The organism is Pseudoalteromonas gelatinilytica (genome assembly GCF_001641615.1).
Lineage (GTDB): Bacteria > Pseudomonadota > Gammaproteobacteria > Enterobacterales > Alteromonadaceae > Pseudoalteromonas > Pseudoalteromonas gelatinilytica.
This window is the reverse complement of record NZ_LRRU01000018.1, coordinates 289,285-311,529: the sequence shown is the minus strand read 5'-3', so window position 1 is coordinate 311,529 and position 22,245 is coordinate 289,285. Positions and strand designations below refer to the sequence as shown.

Genomic DNA, 22,245 nt, shown 5'->3' with positions numbered 1-22,245 from the left:
GCCAAGGAGCATACGTGTTTTGTATGTGACTTAGGCTAAATAAACTCATTAACGCAGCTAAAGCGAAATACACGAAGCTGATTACATTTGCTCCATTACTTCGATACCTAGCAGGTCCAATCCTGATTTCAATGTCTTCGCAACCAAATTACACAGTACTAAACGGCTGTCACGAACACTTGGCTCTACGCCTTCTTTTAGAACTGGGCATGCTTCGTAGAACGTCATGTATAGGCTTGCTAGTTCGTATAGGTATCCACATAATACGTGCGGTGTCGCTTCGCTGATCATTAGATCCAGTACTTCTTCTAGCTGAAGAAGTTTAAGCGCCAGCGCTTTTTCTTGTGGCTCGTTGATTGCAACGTCAGCTGTTAATGACGCTGCATCGATACCTGATTTACGGAAAATACTGCGAACACGCGTGTATGCATATTGTAAGTAAGGCGCTGTCGCACCTTCAAAGCTCAGCATTGTGTCCCAGTTGAAGATATAATCGCTAGTACGGTGCTTAGAAAGATCCGCATATTTCACTGCGCCAATACCTACTTTACGGGCAATTTCGCTACGCTCTTCGTCGCTTAAATCTGACTCACGCTCAGCAAGTTTAGCTGCTGCACGAGTGATTGATTCTTCAAGTAAATCAGCAAGTTTAACCGTACCGCCAGTACGAGTTTTGAATGGCTTACCGTCTTCACCCATCATGGTGCCGAATGGGCAGAATTCATAACTTGTTTCATCACGTAATAAACCTGCTTTACGTGCTGTTAGCTCAACTTGATTGAAGTGTAAGCTTTGACGTGCATCTACAAAGATTAGGATACGATCAGCACCTAGTTTATTTGAACGGTAATCACAGGCCGCTAAGTCAGTCGTCGCGTATAAGAAACCACCACCTGATTTCTGTACGATAAACACTGAAGGCTCGCCGTCTTTGTTAGCAAGCTCATCTAAAAACACCACTTGTGCGCCATCAGATTCAACAGCAATGTTTTTGTCTTTTAATAGTGCGATGATGTTTGCAAGTTCACTGTTGTATGCACTTTCAGCCATGATGTCATCTGCTGTAAGTGTTACGTTTAGACGCTTGTAAACTTCTTCAGAGTGCTTTACAGAAGTCGCGATGAATAACTTCCACAGTTTTTCACAGTGTGCATCGCCACCTTGTAATTTAACAACGTAATCACGCGCTTTATCAGCAAACCCTTCTTCATCATCAAAGCGTTTTTTCGCATCACGGTAGAAGGTTTCAAGGTCAGCAAGCGCCACTTTGTCTAAATCAACACCTTGATTGATTTGATCTTCTAAGTGCGCGATTAACATACCAAACTGAGTACCCCAGTCACCCATGTGGTTTTGACGAACAACTTCATCACCACGGAACTCAAGGGCACGAACAACCGCATCACCAATGATGGTTGAACGTAAGTGACCTACGTGCATTTCTTTAGCAAGGTTAGGTGATGAGTAATCAACAACCACTTTTTGCGCCGTTGCATGTGGTGCAACAGCCAGCTTTTCGTCTTCGTTTGCCGCTTTTAAGCTTGCAGATAAAAACTCAGGCTTTAAGTGAATATTGATAAAACCTGGGCCTGCGATTTCAGTTTTTTCTGCGATATCAGCAAGGTCTAGGTTATCGATAATTTTTTGTGCTAGTTCACGCGGGTTTGATTTTAATTTTTTAGCCGCGCCCATTGCACCATTGATTTGGTAATCACCAAACTGCGGACGTGTGCTTTGCGTTACCGCTGGATTTGTATCTTCTGGTAATCCTGCTGCAACCATTGCAGCAATTGCTTTTTCGATTAAAAGAGTACGAATATTCATTGTAATTTTTACCTTTATGGCCCGCTATGCGGGCACTTAAATTTGAAGCAGACTTAGCGTATTAGTTTTCGCGTGTGTGGTTAAACTTGATATCTGGATAGCGCTCCATCGATAAGTTTAGATTTACACGGCTTGGCGCGATATAAGTAAGGTTATCACCACCATCAAGCGCTAAGTTGCTTTCGCACTTACGCTTAAACTCTTCGAATTTTTTCGCATCATCACAGTGTACCCAGCGTGCTGTATTTACACTGACACCTTCGTAAATCGCATCTACGTTGTATTCTGCTTTTAAACGCGCAACAACCACATCAAACTGTAGTACACCGACCGCACCAACGATAAGGTCATTATTAATAAGCGGTCTAAATACTTGCACAGCACCTTCTTCAGATAGCTGAACTAAGCCTTTTAACAATTGCTTTTGTTTTAAAGGATCTTTTAAGCGAATACGGCGGAATAATTCTGGTGCGAAGTTAGGAATACCACCAAACTTCATTTTTTCGCCTTGTGTGAAGGTATCACCAATTTGAATTGTACCGTGGTTGTGTAAACCAATGATGTCACCCGCGTACGCATCTTGCGCTCGCTCACGATCACCAGCCATAAAGGTTACCGCATCAGAAATACTGACTTGCTTACCAATACGTACATGGCTCATTTTCATACCTTGGCTATATTTGCCAGATACAATACGCATAAAGGCAATACGGTCACGGTGTTTAGGGTCCATGTTCGCTTGGATTTTAAATACGAAGCCAGAGAAGTTCTCTTCTGTTGCTGCTACTTGGCGGTCTTCTGTTTCGCGAGGTAATGGCGCAGGTGCCCACTCAGTTAAACCATCAAGTACATGGTCAACACCAAAGTTACCTAATGCCGTACCAAAATACACCGGTGATAGCTCGCCCGCTAAAAACAGATCTAAGTCAAATTCGTGTGATGCACCGACAACTAGCTCAAGTTCTTCACGCAACTGCTCAGCAAGTTCGCTACCAATCGCCGTATCAAGCTCAGGATTATCTAAGCCTTTAATAACACGCACTTCTTGGATTGTGTGGCCTTGACCTGTGCTATACAAAATCGTTTCTTCACGGTGAATGTGATACACACCTTTAAACTCTTTACCACACCCAATCGGCCAAGTGATTGGCGCACAGGCGATGTTAAGCTCAGTCTCAACTTCGTCTAATAACTCCATTGGATCACGAATATCACGGTCACACTTATTCATGAAAGTTACGATAGGCGTAGTACGTAAGCGTGTTACTTCCATTAATTTACGAGTACGATCCTCAACACCTTTCGCCGCGTCGATTACCATTAGACACGAGTCAACCGCCGTTAATGTACGGTAAGTATCTTCAGAGAAGTCTTCGTGTCCAGGAGTATCAAGTAAGTTAACCAGACGCTCATTGTAAGGAAATTGCATAACAGACGTAGTTACCGAGATACCACGTTCTTTTTCCATTTCCATCCAGTCTGATTTTGCGTGCTGGTTTGAGCCACGACCCTTTACGGTACCCGCTTTTTGAATCGCTTGTCCGAATAACAGAACTTTTTCTGTAATGGTGGTTTTACCCGCATCCGGGTGCGAGATGATCGCAAAGGTGCGTCGTTTATTAATTTCGGTAGTTAAATTAGACATGTAAGCTGCTTTTAGTCATAACAAAGCGCACTTAACTGCCTTATAAATTATAAAGCTCGGTGCGCACTGTAAAAATAAAATAGAATTGCCGAGTATTATACCTTGTTTGTCTTAGCCAAAAAAGCAGCGATTGTAAGTAATTATTCACCTTTGCTTTGCTATTTTCGTTGTTCACTTTTTTGCTAAGCTTGTGTAATCAAGTTGTAACGCATACTATTGATAAATTGCACGGAGGGATATCAATTTAGGTCATGAAAACCAGTAAGCTCAGTATTCGATTATTATGGTATATCACACCATTAGTGATCTTACCTTTGTTGTTTTTAGGTGGCTTTACGTTAACCAATGTGACCAATTCAACAAAAAAACAAGCTGAGCTAATTGTCAGTCGCTTTGTTGAGCAGCAACAGCAAAAAATCTTCAATTACATTGACTCATTTCATTCGATTACTCGGTTACTTTCGACCTCTCCGGTATTGGCAGACTTTTTAGCCCGCGAACCCGAATCAAAAAATCAATATATTGAGCGCCTTGGCGAGTTGATGAATGTATTCGCCAGCTATTCAGAAGCTTACCCTGATATTGTAAGCATCAACTATGTTGCCCCAGATGGTAAAAGCGATGCGTTTTATTCAAGTCAATTAACCCCAGCTCCCGACAGCTACCCGTTTTTTGATCAAGTGCTGCAATCAAATTTGCGTCAACAGCAATTTATGATCCCCAAAGAAGATGGCTCAACTAGCCTGTACTTTGTGCACCCCATTTATAATATCGATTACTACTTAAAACAGCCGCAGCAGCTAGGGTTTATTGTTGTTCATGTTGAACCATCAATACTAAACGCCAGCATTTTAGAAGCGCCATTTAATAACACCTTAAATTTATTTTTGACCACTAAGGGGCAAATTTTATTTAGCTCAGACTATGACTTACGTGGCAGCTATTTAAGTGAATATGAGCTTGAACAAATTAAGCGGTTGGCTGATTACGGCAAACTAGCCAGTATTGAACTATCGAGTATCGACAAAGAAGAGCGCATTATCTACGCGGTACAAATGACCGACGGTGATTACTTTATCTCAACCACTCCCAAAGATTTGCTGTATCAATCAGGTAAAGCCATCAGCTTAATTACTGCGTTAATTGTAATTATCTCTGTGATTTCACTGCCTATTTTGATCTACATAGTGGTGCGCAACTTACTACTCACCCCAGTCGAATTATTAGGGGCTGCAAGCCATCGGGTGGGTGATGGTGATTTATCTGTGTACTTGCCAGCACATACAAACGATGAAGTAGGCGTGCTTTTCAATGACTTTAACCACATGGTGAACCAAATTCGTCATTACCAAGACGAGCTTGAGGAATATAAGCATCACCTAGAAGAAAAAGTAGAAAGCCGTACCAAAGCCCTCGAAGCAATGAATAGCAAGCTAGAAGTGGCCATTGCCCAAGCTGAGCAAGCCAACCAACTGAAAAGCCGCTTTTTAGCGAATATGAGTCATGAAATTCGCACCCCACTAACCGCAATTATGGGCTTTACAGAGCAGCTCCTGCACAACAAAGATGCGGTGAATGATGAGCAGCATTTAAGTACTATTTTACGTAATTCTAAGCACTTACTTGAGCTTATTAATAACATTCTTGATTTATCAAAAATTGAGGCTGAAAAACTGGCTGTTGAACGCGGCCCATGCAATGTGGTGCAGCTTATTCATGATATTGATTCGATTATTCGCCCGCTGGCTAATGAAAAGCAACTGGCGTTTAATATTAACTACCAGCTGCCAGTACCCAAAACCATTAATAGCGATACCACACGTTTAAAACAAATTTTAATCAATATTGCCAGCAACGCAGTTAAGTTCACTGAGAAAGGCAGCATCTCAATCGATATAAGTTACAACAGCAATAAACAACATTTAGAATTTGCGATTCAAGATACCGGTATTGGTATGTCAGAGCGTGAGGTTGAACGGGTGTTCAAACCGTTTGAACAAGCCGATGCGACGACCACTCGCCGCTTCGGTGGTACAGGCCTTGGCTTGTGTATATCGAAGAACTTAGCCCAGTTGCTAGGCGGTGATGTGCAACTTATTAGCGAACCTGGAAACGGCAGTTGTTTTACCGTCCAAGTTGCTGCTCATTTAAATGCCGAGCAGTTACAAAATGAGGGCTTTATTCATAGCTATGAGCAGCTCTCACCAAGTAAAGACGTTCAGCTGTCATTCGCAGCGAATAGCTTTGATGCCAATATTCTGGTAGCCGAAGATAACCCAGATAACCAGTTACTGATCAAACTACTGTTACAAACTTGGGGGCTTGAGCCAGACATTGCCAAAAATGGGGCTGAAGCAGTAGAAATGGCATTGGTAAATGATTATCAGCTGATCATCATGGATATGCAGATGCCTGTCATGGGCGGCTTAGAAGCAACGCAAATGTTACGTCACGCAGCCTATGATGGCCCTATCATTGCGCTTACGGCCAATGTAATGAAAACCGATGTCGATACCTACATAGAGGCTGGCTGTGATGAAGCACTCGCCAAACCAATCGACAAAGATGCTCTAGAGCAAGTGCTTGTAAGCTACCTACACATTGAAAAAGACAGTCAAAACAAGTGGGAAAACTTACTAAAAAGTGAAAAGTTCCAACAAATTAACGACAACTACCGTTCAAAACTACCTGATTACTTATCTCAAGTTGTGCAGTTGTATCGTGCTAAAGAGTGGGAAGCACTCCGCTCATTGGCGCACAGTCTAAAAGGCAGTGCGGGGTGTTTTAGTTTTGAAGCAATTCATAAGACCGCAGGCCAACTTGAAAATGCATTACGCAGTAATCAAACAGAGCAAGTTGAACAATGTTACAACGCACTTATCGATGCCCTTGAAGAGGCATCTTAAAGGGAAAAGCTCATCCCCATTAAAATAGCGTCTTCGTTGCCTGTCGCGGTTGGGTAATAGTTCTTACGCACCGACATATGTGAAAAGCCAGCGCTTTCATACAGGCCAATAGCGGGTGCATTTGATTCACGCACTTCTAAGAAGAGATTTTCAGCTTGGTGCTGCTCGCCATGCTCAATAAAGGCATTTAACAATCGCTTAGCAATGCCCTGCCCTTGATACTTAGGCGCAACACAAATATCCATTAAGGTGTAATCCGGGCCCGCTTGTTCACCGATATAAAACCCAAGCATGTCATCGCCTTGAAAAGCAGCCAGGTTAAAGTAACGCCCAGCTAAACACGACAGCATGGTTTTCTCTGTCCACGGGTGACTATGGCAGGCGTTTTCAATAGCCATTAACTGGCTAATATAGCTTGCATCTACAGGTTTAAAGCTTATCAAGTTGCTCACCGATTAAAGACCAAAGTTGTTTTTTCTGTTCACTATTAAGCTTCTCGCTAGGTAAAGCTAAACAGCCCTGTTGCCAACTAATACTTGCTGCTTTTACGATTTGAGTGATCACTAACGGCGCAAACGCTTTTTCGAGATCTTGGTGAAACTGTAACGGTAGCGTGAGGGTTTCTTGTTGAGTGTTTGGCATCTGTTCGCCAGAAATATCAGGCGCAGTTCGATAGTGTTGATTTAACTCTAAAGATTGTACAGAGAATATCGCAGCGTAACTTGGATTCATAACAACTCAATCATGATTAAGAGCAAGTAATATAGGGAGATTTGCGATTAAAGTAAAGAAGGAAGAAATGGCAGGGGCGGAGAGATTCGAACTCCCAACCGTCGGTTTTGGAGACCGCTGTTCTACCAATTGGAACTACGCCCCTGCAATGTCGTCGAATTATATAGAGCTTTTTTCAAAGGTAAAGTAAAAAAACACAGTTTTTAGTTTAACTGCTTCTTAAATAAACAAAACGGCGAATTAGCAAGCTAATTCGCCGTTTTTGTACCAATTCAGGTCAGAATAATAAAATTATTCCCACTCGATTGTTGCCGGTGGCTTACCTGAAATATCGTAAACAACACGTGAGATACCATCGATTTCGTTGATGATACGGTTTGAAACCACACCTAAGAATTCATAAGGTAAGTGTGACCAACGTGCCGTCATAAAGTCGATTGTTTCTACACAACGTAGTGATACAACCCAGTCGTATTTACGTGCATCACCCATTACACCTACCGATTTAACTGGTAAGAATACAGTGAATGCTTGGCTTACTTTATGGTAAAGCTCAGCTTTGTGTAGCTCTTCGATGAAGATTGCATCTGCGCGACGTAGTAAATCACAGTACTCTTTCTTGATTTCACCAAGTACACGAACACCTAAACCAGGACCCGGGAATGGGTGACGGTAAAGCATGTCGTAAGGTAGGCCAAGCTCAAGACCAATTTTACGTACTTCATCTTTAAATAGCTCACGTAATGGCTCAACAAGACCCATTTTCATGTCGTCTGGTAAACCACCAACGTTGTGGTGAGACTTGATTACGTGTGCTTTACCTGTTGCTGATGCAGCAGATTCGATTACGTCTGGGTAGATAGTACCTTGACCTAACCATTTAGCATTTTTCAGCTTTTTAGCTTGCTCATCGAATACTTTAATGAACGTATGACCAATCGCTTTACGCTTATCTTCTGGGTCTGATTTACCAGCTAAGTCAGCTAAGAATTGATCTTCAGCATCAACCTTAACAATGTTTAGGCCAAACTTGTTGCCAAACATGTCCATAACTTGCTGACCTTCGTTTAAACGAAGAAGACCGTTATCAACGAATACACACGTTAGCTTGTCGCCGATTGCACGGTGAATAAGCATAGCTACAACAGATGAATCAACACCACCTGATAAACCTAGGATAACTTCGTCATCACCCACTGTTTGCTTAATACGCTCAATAGCATCATCGATGATTTTAGCTGGTGTCCATAGCTTTTCACAGCCACAGATATCAATTGCAAAACGCTCAAGTAAACGTTGACCTTGATGAGTGTGAGTTACTTCTGGGTGGAACTGTACGCCGTAGAAACGCTTTTCTTCCCATGACATTGCTGCATGTGGACATGTTGATGTTTTAGCAGTTGTTTTGAAAGTCTCTGGTACTTCCATCACTTTATCGCCGTGGCTCATCCAAACGTCAAGTACGCCAGCACCGCCGTCAGTAATGTGGTCTTCGATAGCATCGAATAACGCACAGTTACCTACTTTCTCAACTTGCGCATAACCAAACTCTTTCTTATCAGAGCTGTGTACGCTACCACCCAGTTGCATTGCCATTGTTTGCATGCCGTAACAAATACCAAGTACTGGAACGCCTGCATTAAATACATACTCAGGAGCACGAGGGCTGTTTTCAAGTGTTGTAGACTCAGGGCCACCCGACAAAATAATACCTTGTGGATTAAATTCGCGGATTTGCTCTTCAGTTACATCCCATGCCCATAGCTCACAGTAAACACCAATCTCACGTATACGACGTGCGATTAACTGTGTGTATTGCGAACCAAAATCTAAAATGAGAATTCGTGAATCGTGAATGTCTTTGCTCATGGAGTATCTCGTTAGTCAGGAACTGCTCTCCCAAAGGGAGATGATAAATAAATTAGGGCTAGCAAAAGCTAGCCCATGTAATTTCAATACCTTAAGGTAATTAACCTAAGCGGTAGTTTGGCGCTTCTTTAGTGATCTGTACGTCGTGAACGTGTGACTCACCCATACCCGCTGAAGTAACGCGAACAAATTGAGGTTTAGTATTTAACTCTTCAATTGTTGCACAGCCTGTTAAGCCCATTGCACTGCGAAGACCGCCCACTTGTTGGTGAATGATTGTCGCGATAGGACCTTTATAAGCAACACGGCCTTCGATACCTTCAGGAACAAGCTTGTCTGCTTCGTTCGATTTTTGGAAGTAACGGTCTGATGAACCTTCTTTTTGGTTCATAGCGCCAAGGCTACCCATACCACGGTAAGACTTGTAGTAACGACCTTGGTATAGCTCAACTTCACCTGGTGCTTCTTCAGTACCCGCTAACATTGAACCCACCATTACACATGATGCACCGGCAACAAGTGCTTTTACAATGTCACCTGAGAAACGAATACCACCGTCAGCGATAACAGGAATATCGCGGCCTTTTAAGCCTTCAACTGCGTCAGAAATCGCTGTAATTTGTGGTACACCACAACCTGTTACGATACGAGTAGTACAGATAGAACCAGGGCCAATACCTACCTTAACAGCGTCAACACCCGCATCAGCAAGGGCAATCGCACCTTCAGCTGTTGCAACGTTACCTGCTACGATTTGTAGATCTGGGTATGCTTGACGTGTTTGAGCAACACGGTCGATTACACCTTGTGAGTGACCATGTGATGTATCGATAAGTAATACGTCAACACCGGCTTCAACTAGGGCTGCGATACGCTCGTCAGTACCAGGACCAACACCAACAGCGGCACCTACACGAAGACGACCTTGCTCATCTTTACATGCGTGAGGCTTGTCTTGTGCTTTTTGATAATCTTTTACAGTGATCATGCCTTTTAGTTTAAATGCATCATCAACAACAAGAATTTTTTCGATACGGTGCTCGTGCATTAGACCTAAGATCTCATCACGGTCTGCACCTTCTTTAACAGTTACTAACGATTCTTTTTTCGTCATCACTGTAGAAACAGGCTGCTCAAGTTTCGTTTCAAAACGCATATCACGGCTTGTAACAATACCTACAAGGTTATTGTCAGCGTCGGTTACAGGGAAACCTGAAAAACCTTTTTCTTCTGAAAGTGCGATAGCATCAGCAATTGTAAGATCCGCAGTCACAGTAACAGGGAAAGAAACAATACCCGCTTCGTACGTTTTAACTTTACGTACGTTTTTAGCTTGCTCTTCAATTGTCATGTTTTTGTGGATGAAACCTAAACCGCCCTCTTGCGCTAGAGCAATCGCTAAGCGTGCTTCAGTTACAGTATCCATAGATGCTGAAACTAGCGGCAAGTTAAGATTGATACCACGCGTTAAGCGAGTTGAAATATTTGCCGTGTGTGGCAAAACAGTAGAATGACCTGGTACAAGTAGTACGTCGTCAAAGGTAAGAGCTTCTTTAGCGATTCTTAGCATAGTGCAACTTCTCACATGTGGATCTGAGTATAAGGAATTGCGGCCAAATTTTATCAGCGTTATGAGCACGAGTAAATAAAATTATTCATTTATTTGTGTTAAAGTACACAGAGAATTTTTTACTGGGGTTTTTAATGGCTTTTACGCACACAACACAGCCTGTTTATACGGTCTCGCGCCTAAATAAGGAAATTCGTCATGTTTTAGAACAAGGCTTTTCATCGCTTATCTTAAATGGCGAAATTTCTAACTTTATAGCCCCAGCATCAGGACACTGGTACTTCACGTTAAAAGACGACCGAGCTCAAGTAAAAGCGGCGATGTGGCGCGGCAATAATCGCGGCCAAACTTTTCGCCCGAGCAATGGTGCACAAGTAACCGTGCGTGCCCGCGTATCTTTGTATGAACCTCGTGGTGATTATCAACTAATTGTTGAACACATGGCCCCTGCGGGTGAAGGTTTACTAAAACAAGAATTTGATGCACTTAAAATGCGCTTAGCTGCCGAAGGCCTATTTAGCTCAGCCCACAAAAAACCATTACCAACTAATATTAACCGTGTTGGGGTGATCACCTCAGCCACAGGAGCAGCTATTCGCGATATTCTGACGGTGCTTAAACGCCGTGCACCGCAGCTTGAAGTCGTGATTTACCCAGCAATGGTGCAAGGCGCAGATGCACACAGCCAATTAATAGAAAAAATAAACATCGCCAACCAGCGTAACGAAGTAGATGTGCTCATACTAGGTCGCGGTGGTGGTTCACTTGAAGATTTATGGTGTTTTAACCATGAGCAACTAGCCCGCGCTATTTTTGCCAGTCACTTACCCATCGTTAGCGCCGTTGGTCACGAGGTCGATACCACGATTAGTGATTATGTCGCCGATATTCGCGCCGCAACCCCTTCTGCAGCCGCAGAACTTGTTAGCCCAAATACCGAAGAGCTACATAACAAGGTTACGCAGTTAGTTAGGCACTTAAATCACGCCTTTAAACACGCTTTAGCAGTTAAGCGCAGTACCGCAACTCAATTTGAGCACCGCTTACAGCTTTGCCATCCGCGTAATCAACTTAACCAACAAACGCAAAAACTAGATGAACTTAGTTTGGCCTTACACAGCGCAATGCGTGGCAAAATCCAGCGATATGAGCGAGCACTTGCCAACCTAACACCACGCTTAATGCAACGCTCACCCGAAAAGCATCTAGCGAAAAGCGAGCATCAACTGGCGCAATTACATGCAAGGCTTACACAAGCGATGCAGCAGCAACTTTCAAGTTCTCGAAACCAGCTTTCATTACAAGCGAGCCGTTTAGATTCTGTGAGCCCTCTCAGTGTGTTAGCGCGTGGTTATAGTATTACTAAAAACCAGCTCGGTGGCGTGGTGAAATCAGTTAACGATGTAAGCTCTGGTGAGCTTATAACCACCGAGCTTGCTGATGGTCAACTACAATCAAAAGTTGTTTGATATCTTTGATATCACTGCGTGCTTGCGATGATTGTTAGACTATCGTCACTTGAGGTGGTGGAGGTAAATTTAAATTGCTTCCACCAGCTTTGTTCCATCATTTTATCGGTCATGTTGCGCCAATAATGACTTGGCAAGTCATCAACACCCTCTGGTTGTAATAGCTTAAACTGACACACCGAGCTTTTGCATGAAGAAACACTCAGCTGTGGTTGCACAGGTAAATCTGCCATGATTAAAAAATCACTCATGGCTGTTTCCACTTGATAAGCCCACGCCTCATCGCGAGATTGCTCTTCTAACAAGGTATAAAGTTCATCTAGATGTGAGTCGATTTGCTGTGGAGGTATCGCACTTGAACGGTAACTGGCAATCACCGCTTGTTGGTTTTGAACTTGCAACTTTAGCTCTGCGACTTGTTGCTCAAGCTCGCTTTTGCTAACAGCTGCTGAACTATCTGAATTAATTTCAACAACTTGTTTATTAATAACAGGCGCTATAGCAGTGGCTTGCTGCTCTGGTGCTTGAGCTATTTGTTCTTCAACAAATTGTTGCTGATAAGTGTGTGGCTGTTGTGGAGTAGATTGAAAAAGTGACATAGCGACAGCGCCACATATAAATGACGCTGTAACAGCTAATCCGAAGAATAATTTAGACAATTCCATTGCTCTTTTATCGTGTAAAACTACAACATAGCACTGGTGTGAGAGGCATTACTAGCGGTAGTCGTACCATCGTCTAAAAAGTTTTGGTTCATGCTTTCTGCTGGACAGGGACAGCTCGGTTTGCCGACCACTTTAGCAGGTACCCCAACCACTGTCGTGTGCGCTGGAACCGCACTTAACACGACAGAGTTTGCACCAATACGCGCACCCTCTCCTACTTCGATGTTACCCAGTACTTTAGCACCTGCGCCAATCAAAACACCGGCGCGAATTTTAGGGTGGCGGTCACCTTGCTCATTACCTGTACCACCTAAGGTTACAGATTGTAGAATCGATACGTTATCTTCAATAACCGCTGTTTCACCAATTACAATCCCAGTTGCATGGTCAAACATAATACCATGACCAACTTTACAAGCAGGATGGATGTCAACGCCAAATACTTCTGAGGTTCTGCTCTGAATGAAGCGAGCAAGCTCTTTTCGGTTTTGCAGCCATAAGCAGTGTGCGAGTCGATGTGCTTGTATTGCATGGAAGCCTTTAAGATTCAAAATTACAGTTAAATAACTATCGGCCGCAGGGTCACGATCTTTAACTGCTTTTATATCATGGGCTACATGCGTCAGCATTAGGTCACATTTAACAAAGGCTTGGTCGAATAATTCTCGAATAGTAAATGCCGATACTACTGCATCAGCAAGTTTATTTGCCACAATAAAGCTGAGCGCCGATCCTAAGCATTCATGATTCAACACACACGAATAAACGTGACTTGCTAAAAGCGGTTCACGGGAAACGACTTCGTTTGCTTCATCTCGAAGCTTTTGCCAAATTTCATGACGCATAATATTGCCTTTCTAGTTGTACCTAACTGCTAAGCCTTAAGTTTAACGGATTTGTAGCAAGATGTACTAACCCGTTGTTTATTTGTTCTGGTTATATCTAATAACCAGAACAACAAACGTCTTCTTTACTGATTCATAGGCGCTTTTTAGGCAAACTCATATGACAGTAACAAATTAAGATGATAGGCGAGCTATTTAATTAAAGTGCTTATTTTTCAATAACAAGACAGATATGACATCTTGTCTGTCATATGCCAAAATAGGCACTGACATATCGCTGACGGCGTAAAAAACAAAAATAATCATTAAATTTACATCATCAACTTAACAAGGAAACGATGATGAAAAACGACGTACTAAACTCACATAAGCTAGGCAATAAATTTTACTTTCAAGATGGTGATAACCAAATCGCCTGCTTTGGTCACATCATGAGCGGTAAAGAAAAAATATATGTAAACGACGAATTGGTGAGTGAAAAGCGCAGCTTTGGCTTTAAAAGCAATCATGACTTTAACTACCAAGGTAATGCTTATACAGTCAAATTCGAGATGCAAAATATACTCACAGGCAAGGTTGAATGTTCGTTTTATAAAGCCGGTAAATTAGTAAAACAGAGTACTCAAACCTCACTTACTGATAATCCAAAACAAGTGGCTTTGGTTACCTTAGGCTGTTTTCTTGGTGGCGCAATATCGGGTTACGCTGTCGTTACTTTTATTGAACCATTTCTTGGGAAGTAAGTAATGCAACTGAACCCCAATACAATAAAAGCACTTAGGCTTAAATTCGATTGGACGCAGCAGCAACTGGCCGATGCCTGTGATGTAAGCCTACGTACCATTCAACGAGTTGAAAAAGAGGGTGCGGCATCAAAAGAAACCACCATGAGCCTATGTGCAGTGTTTGAAGTACGCCAAGGTGAACTCATTAAGCTCGATGACGAAGTATCAGAACAAAGCACAACACATGCTGTGAGTAAGCAGAATCTCGCTGCAATCGTAGCCGCTTCTTCGTTTGTCAGTTTTGCCCTTGGTATGGCAACGGTATTTGTTATTTTTTAGGAGTGAAAGATGACCAAAGAACAACGCGGCCACGCCACACTGTTCGGCTTTGTAATAGCAACCATGCTATTTGCGCTAGCAGTTAAAATTGGCGCAATGCTTTAGTATTTCCAAGCATATAAATAAAATATAACTGTCAGAACTGAGCGTTGAGCTAGGTGCTGGCAGTTTTTACATATCAGCACCTACAAATATCTGTAGATATCTACTTTCAAATAGCCAAGCTATAAATAAAAGACAACACCTTATTAATTGTTATTTATACAAACCACGGTGAAAACCCAGCATTTATTGCTAATCTTAAAGAAGTGGCAATGGCTAGGAACGAATGTGGTTGAATCAAAAGAGTTTCTAAAATCAATACTCGATACGATCTCTGAGCATATTGTGGTGATTAATGATTCGGGTGATATCAAGTTTGTAAATCGTAGTTGGCAGACCTTTGGCGATGAGAATAATTGCCAGTGTAACACCCAATGGGAAGATCAAAACTACCTTGCTATTTGCAAATCAGCCGCAGTCCATGGCGATGAATTTGGTGCAAAAGCCTACACCGGAATAAACCAAGTTATCAATCAACAACTCACCGAATTTTACCTTGAATACCCATGCCATAGTGATACCGAAAGCCGCTGGTTCATGATGCGCGCAGTGCCTTTAAAACTTGGCACAACAGGTTATGTTGTGATCAGCCACTTAAATATTACCGAACGTAAAATCGCCGAGCAGCAAGTACGAGAACTTGCTCGTATCGATGGTCTCACGCAAATAGCTAACCGACGTCATTTTGACGATTTCTATGAGCAAGAGTGGAGTCGCTGCGCACGTTTAAAGCACCCCTTGTCGTTAGCGATGATCGACCTTGATAACTTTAAGTCTCTTAATGACAACTTTGGTCATCTGGTGGGTGATATTTGCTTAAAAGAAGTGGCAAAACTATTACCAGATTATACTCGCAGACCTGGCGACTTGTGCGCTAGATACGGCGGTGAAGAATTTGTACTGGTACTCGGTAATACGCAAAGCCATCAAGCACAAAAACTCGTGACGCGTTTTATGGCAGCGCTGAATACGCTTCAATTACCAGAGCTTGCCGGTCATCCCTTGACGGTTAGTATTGGTTTAGCAACTATTTACCCAAGTAGCAATGATGATGCCATGTTACTCATTGAAATGGCTGATAGCGCGCTTTATCAAGCAAAAGAAGCGGGTCGAAACCAACTTGTGCTTGCTGATAACATCGAACCATTAAACATAGAACAATGCCCCTAATTAGGGGCATTGATTAGAGCCTATTAATCCAGTTATTACTGAAATACTTTTTCGACATCAAGTACTGCGATATTTTTTGCAGGTATTGCAAGTTTATAGTCAGCAATGACTTTATCCTCAGCAACAAGTTCTGCTGGTTTTTCAGCGTTATACACCATAGGTGATGTTTGCTCTGAGGCTAGACGTGTTTGCATGTCTTTGCCATCACCAGTAATAAACACATAGTGAATATTCTCTGTTTGCAAGTTATCGCGAATAACACGGTTAACATCATCAAGGGTTAGCTTTTCAAGCTTGCCGCGCACATAGTCAACAAAGCTCTCAGTGTTATAGAACTCACTATCAAGCGCATAGCCTAACTGGCGATCTTGGCTTGCAACCATTTGTGGCACAAAGTTAATTAAGAAGTTACGAGTAGCTTCAAAATCTTCTTTGCTGATGCCATTTTTAATCAGCTTATCAAGCTCGAATAATGCCGTACGTGTTGCAAAGTGCGCGTCGTTATTTGAACGAAGCGGACGTAACCACACTTGGAAAATTTGCTCTGAACGACCTAAGTTAGCATCAGGTTTAGTTTGGAACATACCACGTGGGAAGTACTCAATGTATGCATAGTCACCATAGTTCATACCACGGGTTTGACGAATACGCTGATACAAGAAGCTGTTTGAGCTGCGGTGTTCACCAAAGTAAGAGCGCACTAACCAAAGCGCAGTCCAGTCATCGCTACTACGAATTGTATCGATTGGGAAACCAAATGACACAGCGGTAGATTGCGCTGATTTTTCAACAATCGTTGCATGATGACCTTTAAGTTCTGGCGCATCAGGGATCGTTAAGCGGCTTTCTTTACCTTGTGGAAGCGATGTTAAATCTTTCAGCATAGTCGATTTAACATCACCCGGGATCGCACCAATTAGACCCACTGTTAACTTAGATTGAGTAAACTGGTTAGCATAAAACGCTTTTACATCGTCAAGCGTCAGTGCTTCAAGGTCTGATAAATCACCATAGTTATAGCTTTCATACGGGTGGCCTTTATAAAGCTGATGATAAAGCACTTCTTTACCTAGCTCTTCGTCATTTGACGCTTTCAGACCTGCTTTAATGCTATCAATAAGCTCTTTTTTCAGGCGTTTAAAATCATCTTCTCTGAAGCCAGGGTTTAGCATCTGATCGCTAACTAGTGCATACCACTTCGCAGCATTGTCTTTATGTACACGACCACGTAAAGAAATCATCTCTTTATCGATTTGATAGCCAAAGCTTCCCGCCAGTGGGTATAGCGCTTTTTGAATATCTTTGTAGCTCATGGTTTCTGAGCCACCTTGCGCTAGCATCGCAGCTGTGAGTGCCGCTAAGCCTTTTTTACCTTGTGGATCAGCCGCTGCGCCGGTATTAAATAACCAGTTCACATCAACCAGTGGTGAGCTATTGGTTTTATCAAGTACTTTAAAATGACGCTCTGCAGGTGCTTGCTCGATACTGGCAACCAAGGCATTTAAATCAACTTCTTGCTCAAAACCAGTCACTTTATCAAGCGCCGACATTGTCACCGTGGTACGGCTAGGATCAACAAAGTACTTGTTTGCTACCGCTTTGATATCTTCTGGCGTGATACTATCAGCCGTGGCATACAGTTGGTTAATCACCTCTGGGTCGCGCTCAAAATGCATGTAACTTGCAAGTGTTGAAGCGATTGACTGCGATGAATCTAAGCCATTAATGAAGCTGTATTTTAAGTTAGATTTTAAATCCGCTAACTTTTGTGCATCAACTAACTCAGTACGTGCTTGTGCATAAGTACGGTTAATCGCATCACGGGCTTTAGCAAGGTCCGCTTCGTTTTCGACTTTTACAAACACATGTAATAAACCCGGATCTTTAGTATCTGGGTTATAGGTAAACATTTGACTGGCAATTTGTTTATCAACAACAAGCTCTTGATAAAGTGCCGAGTTGTTAGAGAAATACAGCTGCGAGATCAAATCAAGGGCTGCACGGTCTTTTTGAGTAGGATCCCATGCCGTGCCTTTGTAAGACACAAGCAACCAGTGACCTGGTAAACCATCATTTTTCTCATGGATGTATTTTGCTGCTTGTTGTTTAGGTTCAACAGGAATATCTGCTTGGTAATTCCCTTTTTTCCAATTACCCCAATGCTTTTTCACCATTGCCATGGTTTCTTGTGGATCCACATCACCAACTATGACTAAAGATACATACTCAGGCTTATAAAATTTAGCGAAGAAGTCTTTACCGTACGCCATTTGATCAGGCATGGCTTCAATGTCTTCAAAAAAGCCCATAGTGGTGTGCTTATACGTATGCTTTTCGAATGCTTCGTTACGAACGGCAGAAAGTAACTTACGAATTGGGCTGGCATTATTCTTTAAATATTCACCTTTTACAGTCAGCGCCTCAGTGCGGAACTGCTCTTCGCTGTAAGTCAGGTTTTGGAAAATATCAGCTTCGATTTCAAGTACTTTATCTAAATGCTCTTTTGAAAAGTTTAAGTGGTAGTTAGTGTAATCATTGGTTGTGTATGCACGATTATCAACACCTGAGTTCTTTAAAATATCTGAATACACATCTTGCGGAAATTTTTCAGAGCCTTTAAACATCATATGCTCAAAGAAGTGTGCAAAACCGGTTTTACCTGCTTCAACTTCATTACGTGAACCAACCGATACCGGAATCTGCAGTGATACGACATCAGGGTAATCAGTTTTTACTACCATCACGCGAAGGCCATTTTCAAGCTCTTCTAATAGGTAATCTTGGCTAAATACACGGCTATCGTCTTGGCTTACTAGCTGCTCAATTTCGACTTCTTTAACCATGGTTGACTGTGAATTACTTGCGCAGCCACTCAGCGCCAATGTTACAGCAACACTGGTTGCTAATAATCTAAATTTCATAATGTTCCCTTGTTAGTTATTTTTCTCATCTTCATTGCTGCTTGATTATGCATCAAAGTGCCAGAAAATATGAGGGTCAGCGCAATTATTTATGTAAACAGGTGTGTCAATTTAGCGAAACGCCCAGCATTCAACTTGAGTAAAATTCATAGTGATTGAAAAACTTTCAAGAAAAAAATCTATCTAGACGTCTAAATGGCTGCTATATTGTTTGTCATAGACATTAGCACGAGCTGGAATGAGGATTATGGCTTTATCATTACAAGAGAAAATTGAAGACACCAATCAAGGCGTCTACCTAATTGGTACCACACCACCAAAGTCAGGTACTGATAAAGCACAGCTTGAGACCATTGCCCAAAAGCTACTTGGTCGTTTACATGAAATTGAATACGACGGTGTAATCATCTACGACATTCAAGATGAAAGTAGCCGTATTGCAAAGCCCCGTCCTTTTCCGTTTAAAGAGACTGTCGATCCTCGTGAATACAGTCAGTTACTACGCAGCTTGTCGCAACTTGATGTGATCACATATAAAAGCGTAGCTCAGCGTGGTGAAGCTGAATTTAGTGAGTGGTTAAATGAAACACGCAATGACTTTGAACTAAAAAACTTAGTGCTAGTAGGCAGTCCATCATCTGATGGTGACATCAAATTGAGCCTACCTGATGCGTATAAAGCTTTAGCAAAGCAAGACAGTGATGTGTTTTTAGGTGGCGTTACCATCGCCGAACGTCATGCCAGCAAACGCAATGAACATGAGCGTTTAGTTGAAAAAACAGCACAAGGTTGTAAGTTTTTCATCTCGCAAGCCGTTTACAATGCCCAAGCGACGATTGATTTGATCACGAGCTATGCGCGTAGCTGTAAAGCACAAGGCACAACACCAAAACGCATTATTCTAACGTTTACCCCGTGTGGTGGTGAAAAGACCTTGGAATTTATGGAGTGGTTAGGTATTTCTGTACCAGAAGCGACTAAATACCGTATGTTAGATTCGGAAAACACCTTGAGTGAATCAGTGCGTATCTGCCGCGAAAATCTCGATTTAATTTTACAAAGCTGCGCGCATTTAGATGTACCGCTAGGTTTAAATATTGAGAGCTTAACCAACCGTAAAGAAGAAATTGATGCGTCAATTAACCTTTACCGTTTACTTAAAGCAACCATGGAGTTAAACCTAGCTGAGAAGCAAATAGCTTAACGTGCTGCCTTAGAGGCTTGCTTTTTCTCATACATATCTTCATCTGCTCGTTTTAATAGCTCAGCAAAGTTTTCTTTTGGCTGAGCTATTACCCCTGAGCCAATACTTAAACTCGTGACAGGAATGCCACGCTTCTCTAAATTCACTTGGAAAGTGGTATTGAGCTTATCAGCGATGCTGTCTATGCAATCACCGGGCTGAACTTGCAATAACGCAATAAACTCATCGCCCCCTAGGCGGCCGATAATATCGGTTTCACGTAGGCATTCTTTCATCGTGTCAGCTAAACAAATCAGTGCGAGATCGCCCACTTCATGACCATACGTATCATTGAGTGGTTTAAAACTGTTTATATCGATAAATAAACAACTAATATCAAAACCAAGACGTTTCGATATATTTAATTTATGTTGGCAAAGCAGGTCTATTGCACGGCGATTATAAATATTGGTCAGTGAATCAAGCATGGCAATTTCACGCATCTGCGTAAAGTTGTCTAACAGTGCAAGGTCATCTTCAACCATATCGCGAAGCTGCTCGATTAACTCTAAAAAGCTAGGTTGGTAATGGGTTTGTTTAAAATCCATAACGCAAAAGGTGCCAAACGGATCACCACTTGGCCAACTAATGGGCACCCCAAGATAAGACTCAAAGCCATCTTTTACCAGCGGGCTGTCATCCCATTGACTATCTTGGCTGGCATGATCAACATAGAGCGGTGCCATATCACGCAGTACTTTTTTGCAAAAAATATTATCGTCAGCGCTTAATTCAGCCCCTGCATCGTAAGGGTTTTCTTGCTGCTCACTGGAAACGATAATGCGATAGACATCATCTGTTTTATGAACGATGAAGCCTGCGGGAGCAGAAAACAGCTCGGTCATGAGATCAATTGTTTTCTGCCACTTTTCTAAGGAGAACTGTTTATCAGCGCGGCGGAACGTCCATTTATTCTCTTCTAACATACTAAACTCTCAACTTTAGCCGGAGGGTAGTATAAATATATGCCAGATTTAGGAACGTCTCCTACTTTTTTGCCCTAAAATACGTTTTTTATCACGAGAGCGACGTGCCTTATTCGTATTTTTACGAACTTGCTTTGGCTCTTTGGTTAAATCTGGCTCATAGCCTGGTAACCACTGCGGCGTGAGTCTTGTATCGAGTAAGATATCTATTTCGTCCAATAGCCACTGCTCATCGATGCTAACCAGCGACATCGCCATCCCTTTCTCGCCAGCACGTCCTGTTCGACCAATACGGTGTACGTAGTCCTCAGCCACATAAGGCAACTCATAGTTAATCACATACTTGAGTGAGGCAATATCAAGACCACGCGCAGCAACATCTGTCGCAACCAGTACTCTTGTCGCACCTGATTTAAAATTTTGCAGTGCTTTATCGCGCGCACCTTGGCTCTTATCACCATGAATAGATTCGGTTTTTAAGCCGTCTTTACACATTTCTTTCGCAAGCACATCAGCGGTTTGCTTAGTGCGAGTGAATATCAGTACTTGCTGCCAATTTTTCATGCCAATCATATGTGATACCAGCTCACGCTTACGGTCTTCATCAACCGCATAAACTAGCTGCTCAACTTCAACCGCTGCTGAATTGCGTTTATTCACTTCAACTAGTTTAGGATCATTTAATAACTGCTTACTGAGTTTAAAGATGCTGTCGTCAAATGTGGCTGAAAAAAGTAAGGTTTGACGCTCTTTTGGCACATGGCGCAAGATACGTTTAATTTCGTCAATAAAGCCCATATCAAGCATGCGATCAGCTTCATCGAATACCAAGGCATTGATACTTGAAAGTTTAATACTGCCTTTGATCACATGGTCAAGTAAGCGCCCAGGTGTTGCAACGACGACCTGCGCCCCTTTTATGGCTTTAATTTGTGGGCCAATACTGGCGCCGCCATAAGCCAGTGCTGCTTTTATTTCCGTATGCACAGCATAGCGCTCTACACTTGCAAATACTTGCTGAGCGAGCTCTCGGGTTGGTGTTAAAATTAGGACTTTGACAGCATCTGGAAGTACTTCAGCAGATAACAAATTGTGTAGTAGTGGTAAAACAAACGCGGCGGTTTTGCCCGTTCCCGTTTGTGCACTACCCATTACATCAGCACCCGCTAAAATAAGGGGGATTGTTTGCGCTTGAATTGCTGTAGGAGTGTGATAGTTCTCTTCTTGCAAGGCTGTTAGCAATGCAGGGGCAAGATTTAATTCTGAAAAGGTCGCTGCTGACATAGTCTGAAGT

Annotated in this window: 17 protein-coding genes and 1 tRNA gene; 6 read left to right on the top strand and 12 right to left on the bottom strand. The window is 42.4% G+C overall.

The genetic code is table 11. The annotated features are described in order from the left end of the window. Window positions 1–81: 81 nt before the first annotated feature. Window positions 82–1,824 carry an arginine--tRNA ligase gene (argS, locus tag NH153_RS10040; protein WP_063703367.1) on the bottom strand — a complete coding sequence of 581 codons (1,743 nt, stop codon included), beginning with the start codon at window positions 1,822–1,824 and terminating at the stop codon, window positions 82–84. Between the two features lie 61 nt (window positions 1,825–1,885). Further along, window positions 1,886–3,469, bottom strand: coding sequence for a peptide chain release factor 3 (prfC, locus tag NH153_RS10035; RefSeq protein ID WP_063703365.1), 1,584 nt, complete (start codon window positions 3,467–3,469; stop codon window positions 1,886–1,888). A 251-nt stretch (window positions 3,470–3,720) separates the two neighbouring features. Here prfC and NH153_RS10030 point away from each other — a divergent pair, with 251 nt between their 5' ends. Then, the gene (locus NH153_RS10030; protein ID WP_063703363.1) at window positions 3,721–6,375 is read left to right on the top strand and encodes a hybrid sensor histidine kinase/response regulator; all 2,655 of its coding nucleotides are present in this window, start codon (window positions 3,721–3,723) and stop codon (window positions 6,373–6,375) included. Here NH153_RS10030 and rimI read toward each other — a convergent pair. From rimI to guaB, 5 genes are all read right to left on the bottom strand, one after another. After that, window positions 6,372–6,818, bottom strand: coding sequence for a ribosomal protein S18-alanine N-acetyltransferase (gene rimI, locus NH153_RS10025; RefSeq protein WP_063703361.1), 447 nt, complete (start codon window positions 6,816–6,818; stop codon window positions 6,372–6,374). The two genes, NH153_RS10030 and rimI, sit on opposite strands and share 4 nt — an antisense overlap. After that, on the bottom strand, window positions 6,805–7,107 hold the full coding sequence (locus tag NH153_RS10020) for a hypothetical protein (RefSeq protein WP_063703359.1): 303 nt from the start codon (window positions 7,105–7,107) through the stop codon (window positions 6,805–6,807). Before NH153_RS10020 ends, rimI begins: the two co-directional genes overlap by 14 nt. 68 nt (window positions 7,108–7,175) lie before the next feature. Further along, a tRNA-Trp gene (locus NH153_RS10015) sits at window positions 7,176–7,252 on the bottom strand. A gap of 146 nt (window positions 7,253–7,398) precedes the next feature. Next, window positions 7,399–8,976, bottom strand: coding sequence for a glutamine-hydrolyzing GMP synthase (gene guaA, locus NH153_RS10010; RefSeq protein WP_063703357.1), 1,578 nt, complete (start codon window positions 8,974–8,976; stop codon window positions 7,399–7,401). A gap of 100 nt (window positions 8,977–9,076) precedes the next feature. Then, a complete protein-coding gene (gene guaB / locus NH153_RS10005; protein WP_063703355.1) occupies window positions 9,077–10,546 on the bottom strand; it encodes an IMP dehydrogenase in 1,470 nt (489 codons plus the stop codon). 134 nt (window positions 10,547–10,680) lie between these two features. Here guaB and xseA point away from each other — a divergent pair, with 134 nt between their 5' ends. Continuing rightward, entirely contained in the window at window positions 10,681–12,015 is a 1,335-nt protein-coding gene (gene xseA, locus NH153_RS10000) for an exodeoxyribonuclease VII large subunit (protein WP_063703352.1), read from the top strand. Window positions 12,016–12,026: 11 nt separating this feature from the next. Here the strand turns inward: xseA and NH153_RS09995 are convergent, their stop codons facing one another. Further along, entirely contained in the window at window positions 12,027–12,680 is a 654-nt protein-coding gene (locus NH153_RS09995) for a hypothetical protein (protein ID WP_138625482.1), read from the bottom strand. A 20-nt stretch (window positions 12,681–12,700) separates the two neighbouring features. After that, window positions 12,701–13,525, bottom strand: coding sequence for a serine O-acetyltransferase (gene cysE / locus NH153_RS09990; RefSeq protein ID WP_063703348.1), 825 nt, complete (start codon window positions 13,523–13,525; stop codon window positions 12,701–12,703). A gap of 338 nt (window positions 13,526–13,863) precedes the next feature. Here cysE and NH153_RS09985 point away from each other — a divergent pair, with 338 nt between their 5' ends. The 3 genes from NH153_RS09985 (at window position 13,864) to NH153_RS09975 (ending at window position 15,861) form a co-directional block, all read left to right on the top strand. Further along, on the top strand, window positions 13,864–14,268 hold the full coding sequence (locus NH153_RS09985; protein WP_063703346.1) for a hypothetical protein: 405 nt from the start codon (window positions 13,864–13,866) through the stop codon (window positions 14,266–14,268). A 3-nt stretch (window positions 14,269–14,271) separates the two neighbouring features. Further along, window positions 14,272–14,589 carry a helix-turn-helix transcriptional regulator gene (locus NH153_RS09980; protein WP_063527559.1) on the top strand — a complete coding sequence of 106 codons (318 nt, stop codon included), beginning with the start codon at window positions 14,272–14,274 and terminating at the stop codon, window positions 14,587–14,589. A gap of 330 nt (window positions 14,590–14,919) precedes the next feature. Continuing rightward, window positions 14,920–15,861, top strand: a complete 942-nt coding sequence (locus NH153_RS09975; protein WP_063703344.1) for a sensor domain-containing diguanylate cyclase — start codon at window positions 14,920–14,922, stop codon at window positions 15,859–15,861. Window positions 15,862–15,896: 35 nt separating this feature from the next. Here the strand turns inward: NH153_RS09975 and NH153_RS09970 are convergent, their stop codons facing one another. Continuing rightward, window positions 15,897–18,782 (bottom strand): M16 family metallopeptidase, encoded by a 2,886-nt coding sequence (locus NH153_RS09970; RefSeq protein WP_063703342.1) that lies wholly within the window; start codon window positions 18,780–18,782, stop codon window positions 15,897–15,899. A gap of 247 nt (window positions 18,783–19,029) precedes the next feature. On the opposite strand from NH153_RS09970, the gene NH153_RS09965 reads away from it, so the two are divergent. Beyond that, complete coding sequence (locus NH153_RS09965) at window positions 19,030–19,986, top strand: methylenetetrahydrofolate reductase (RefSeq protein WP_063703339.1); 957 nt, start codon at window positions 19,030–19,032, stop codon at window positions 19,984–19,986. On the opposite strand, the gene NH153_RS09960 is transcribed toward NH153_RS09965, so the two are convergent. Both NH153_RS09960 and NH153_RS09955 read right to left on the bottom strand, forming a co-directional pair. Continuing rightward, window positions 19,983–20,951 carry a sensor domain-containing diguanylate cyclase gene (locus NH153_RS09960; protein WP_063703337.1) on the bottom strand — a complete coding sequence of 323 codons (969 nt, stop codon included), beginning with the start codon at window positions 20,949–20,951 and terminating at the stop codon, window positions 19,983–19,985. The genes NH153_RS09965 and NH153_RS09960 overlap by 4 nt on opposite strands. A 48-nt stretch (window positions 20,952–20,999) precedes the next feature. Beyond that, window positions 21,000–22,235 carry a DEAD/DEAH box helicase gene (locus NH153_RS09955; protein ID WP_063703334.1) on the bottom strand — a complete coding sequence of 412 codons (1,236 nt, stop codon included), beginning with the start codon at window positions 22,233–22,235 and terminating at the stop codon, window positions 21,000–21,002. Window positions 22,236–22,245 lie beyond the last annotated feature (10 nt).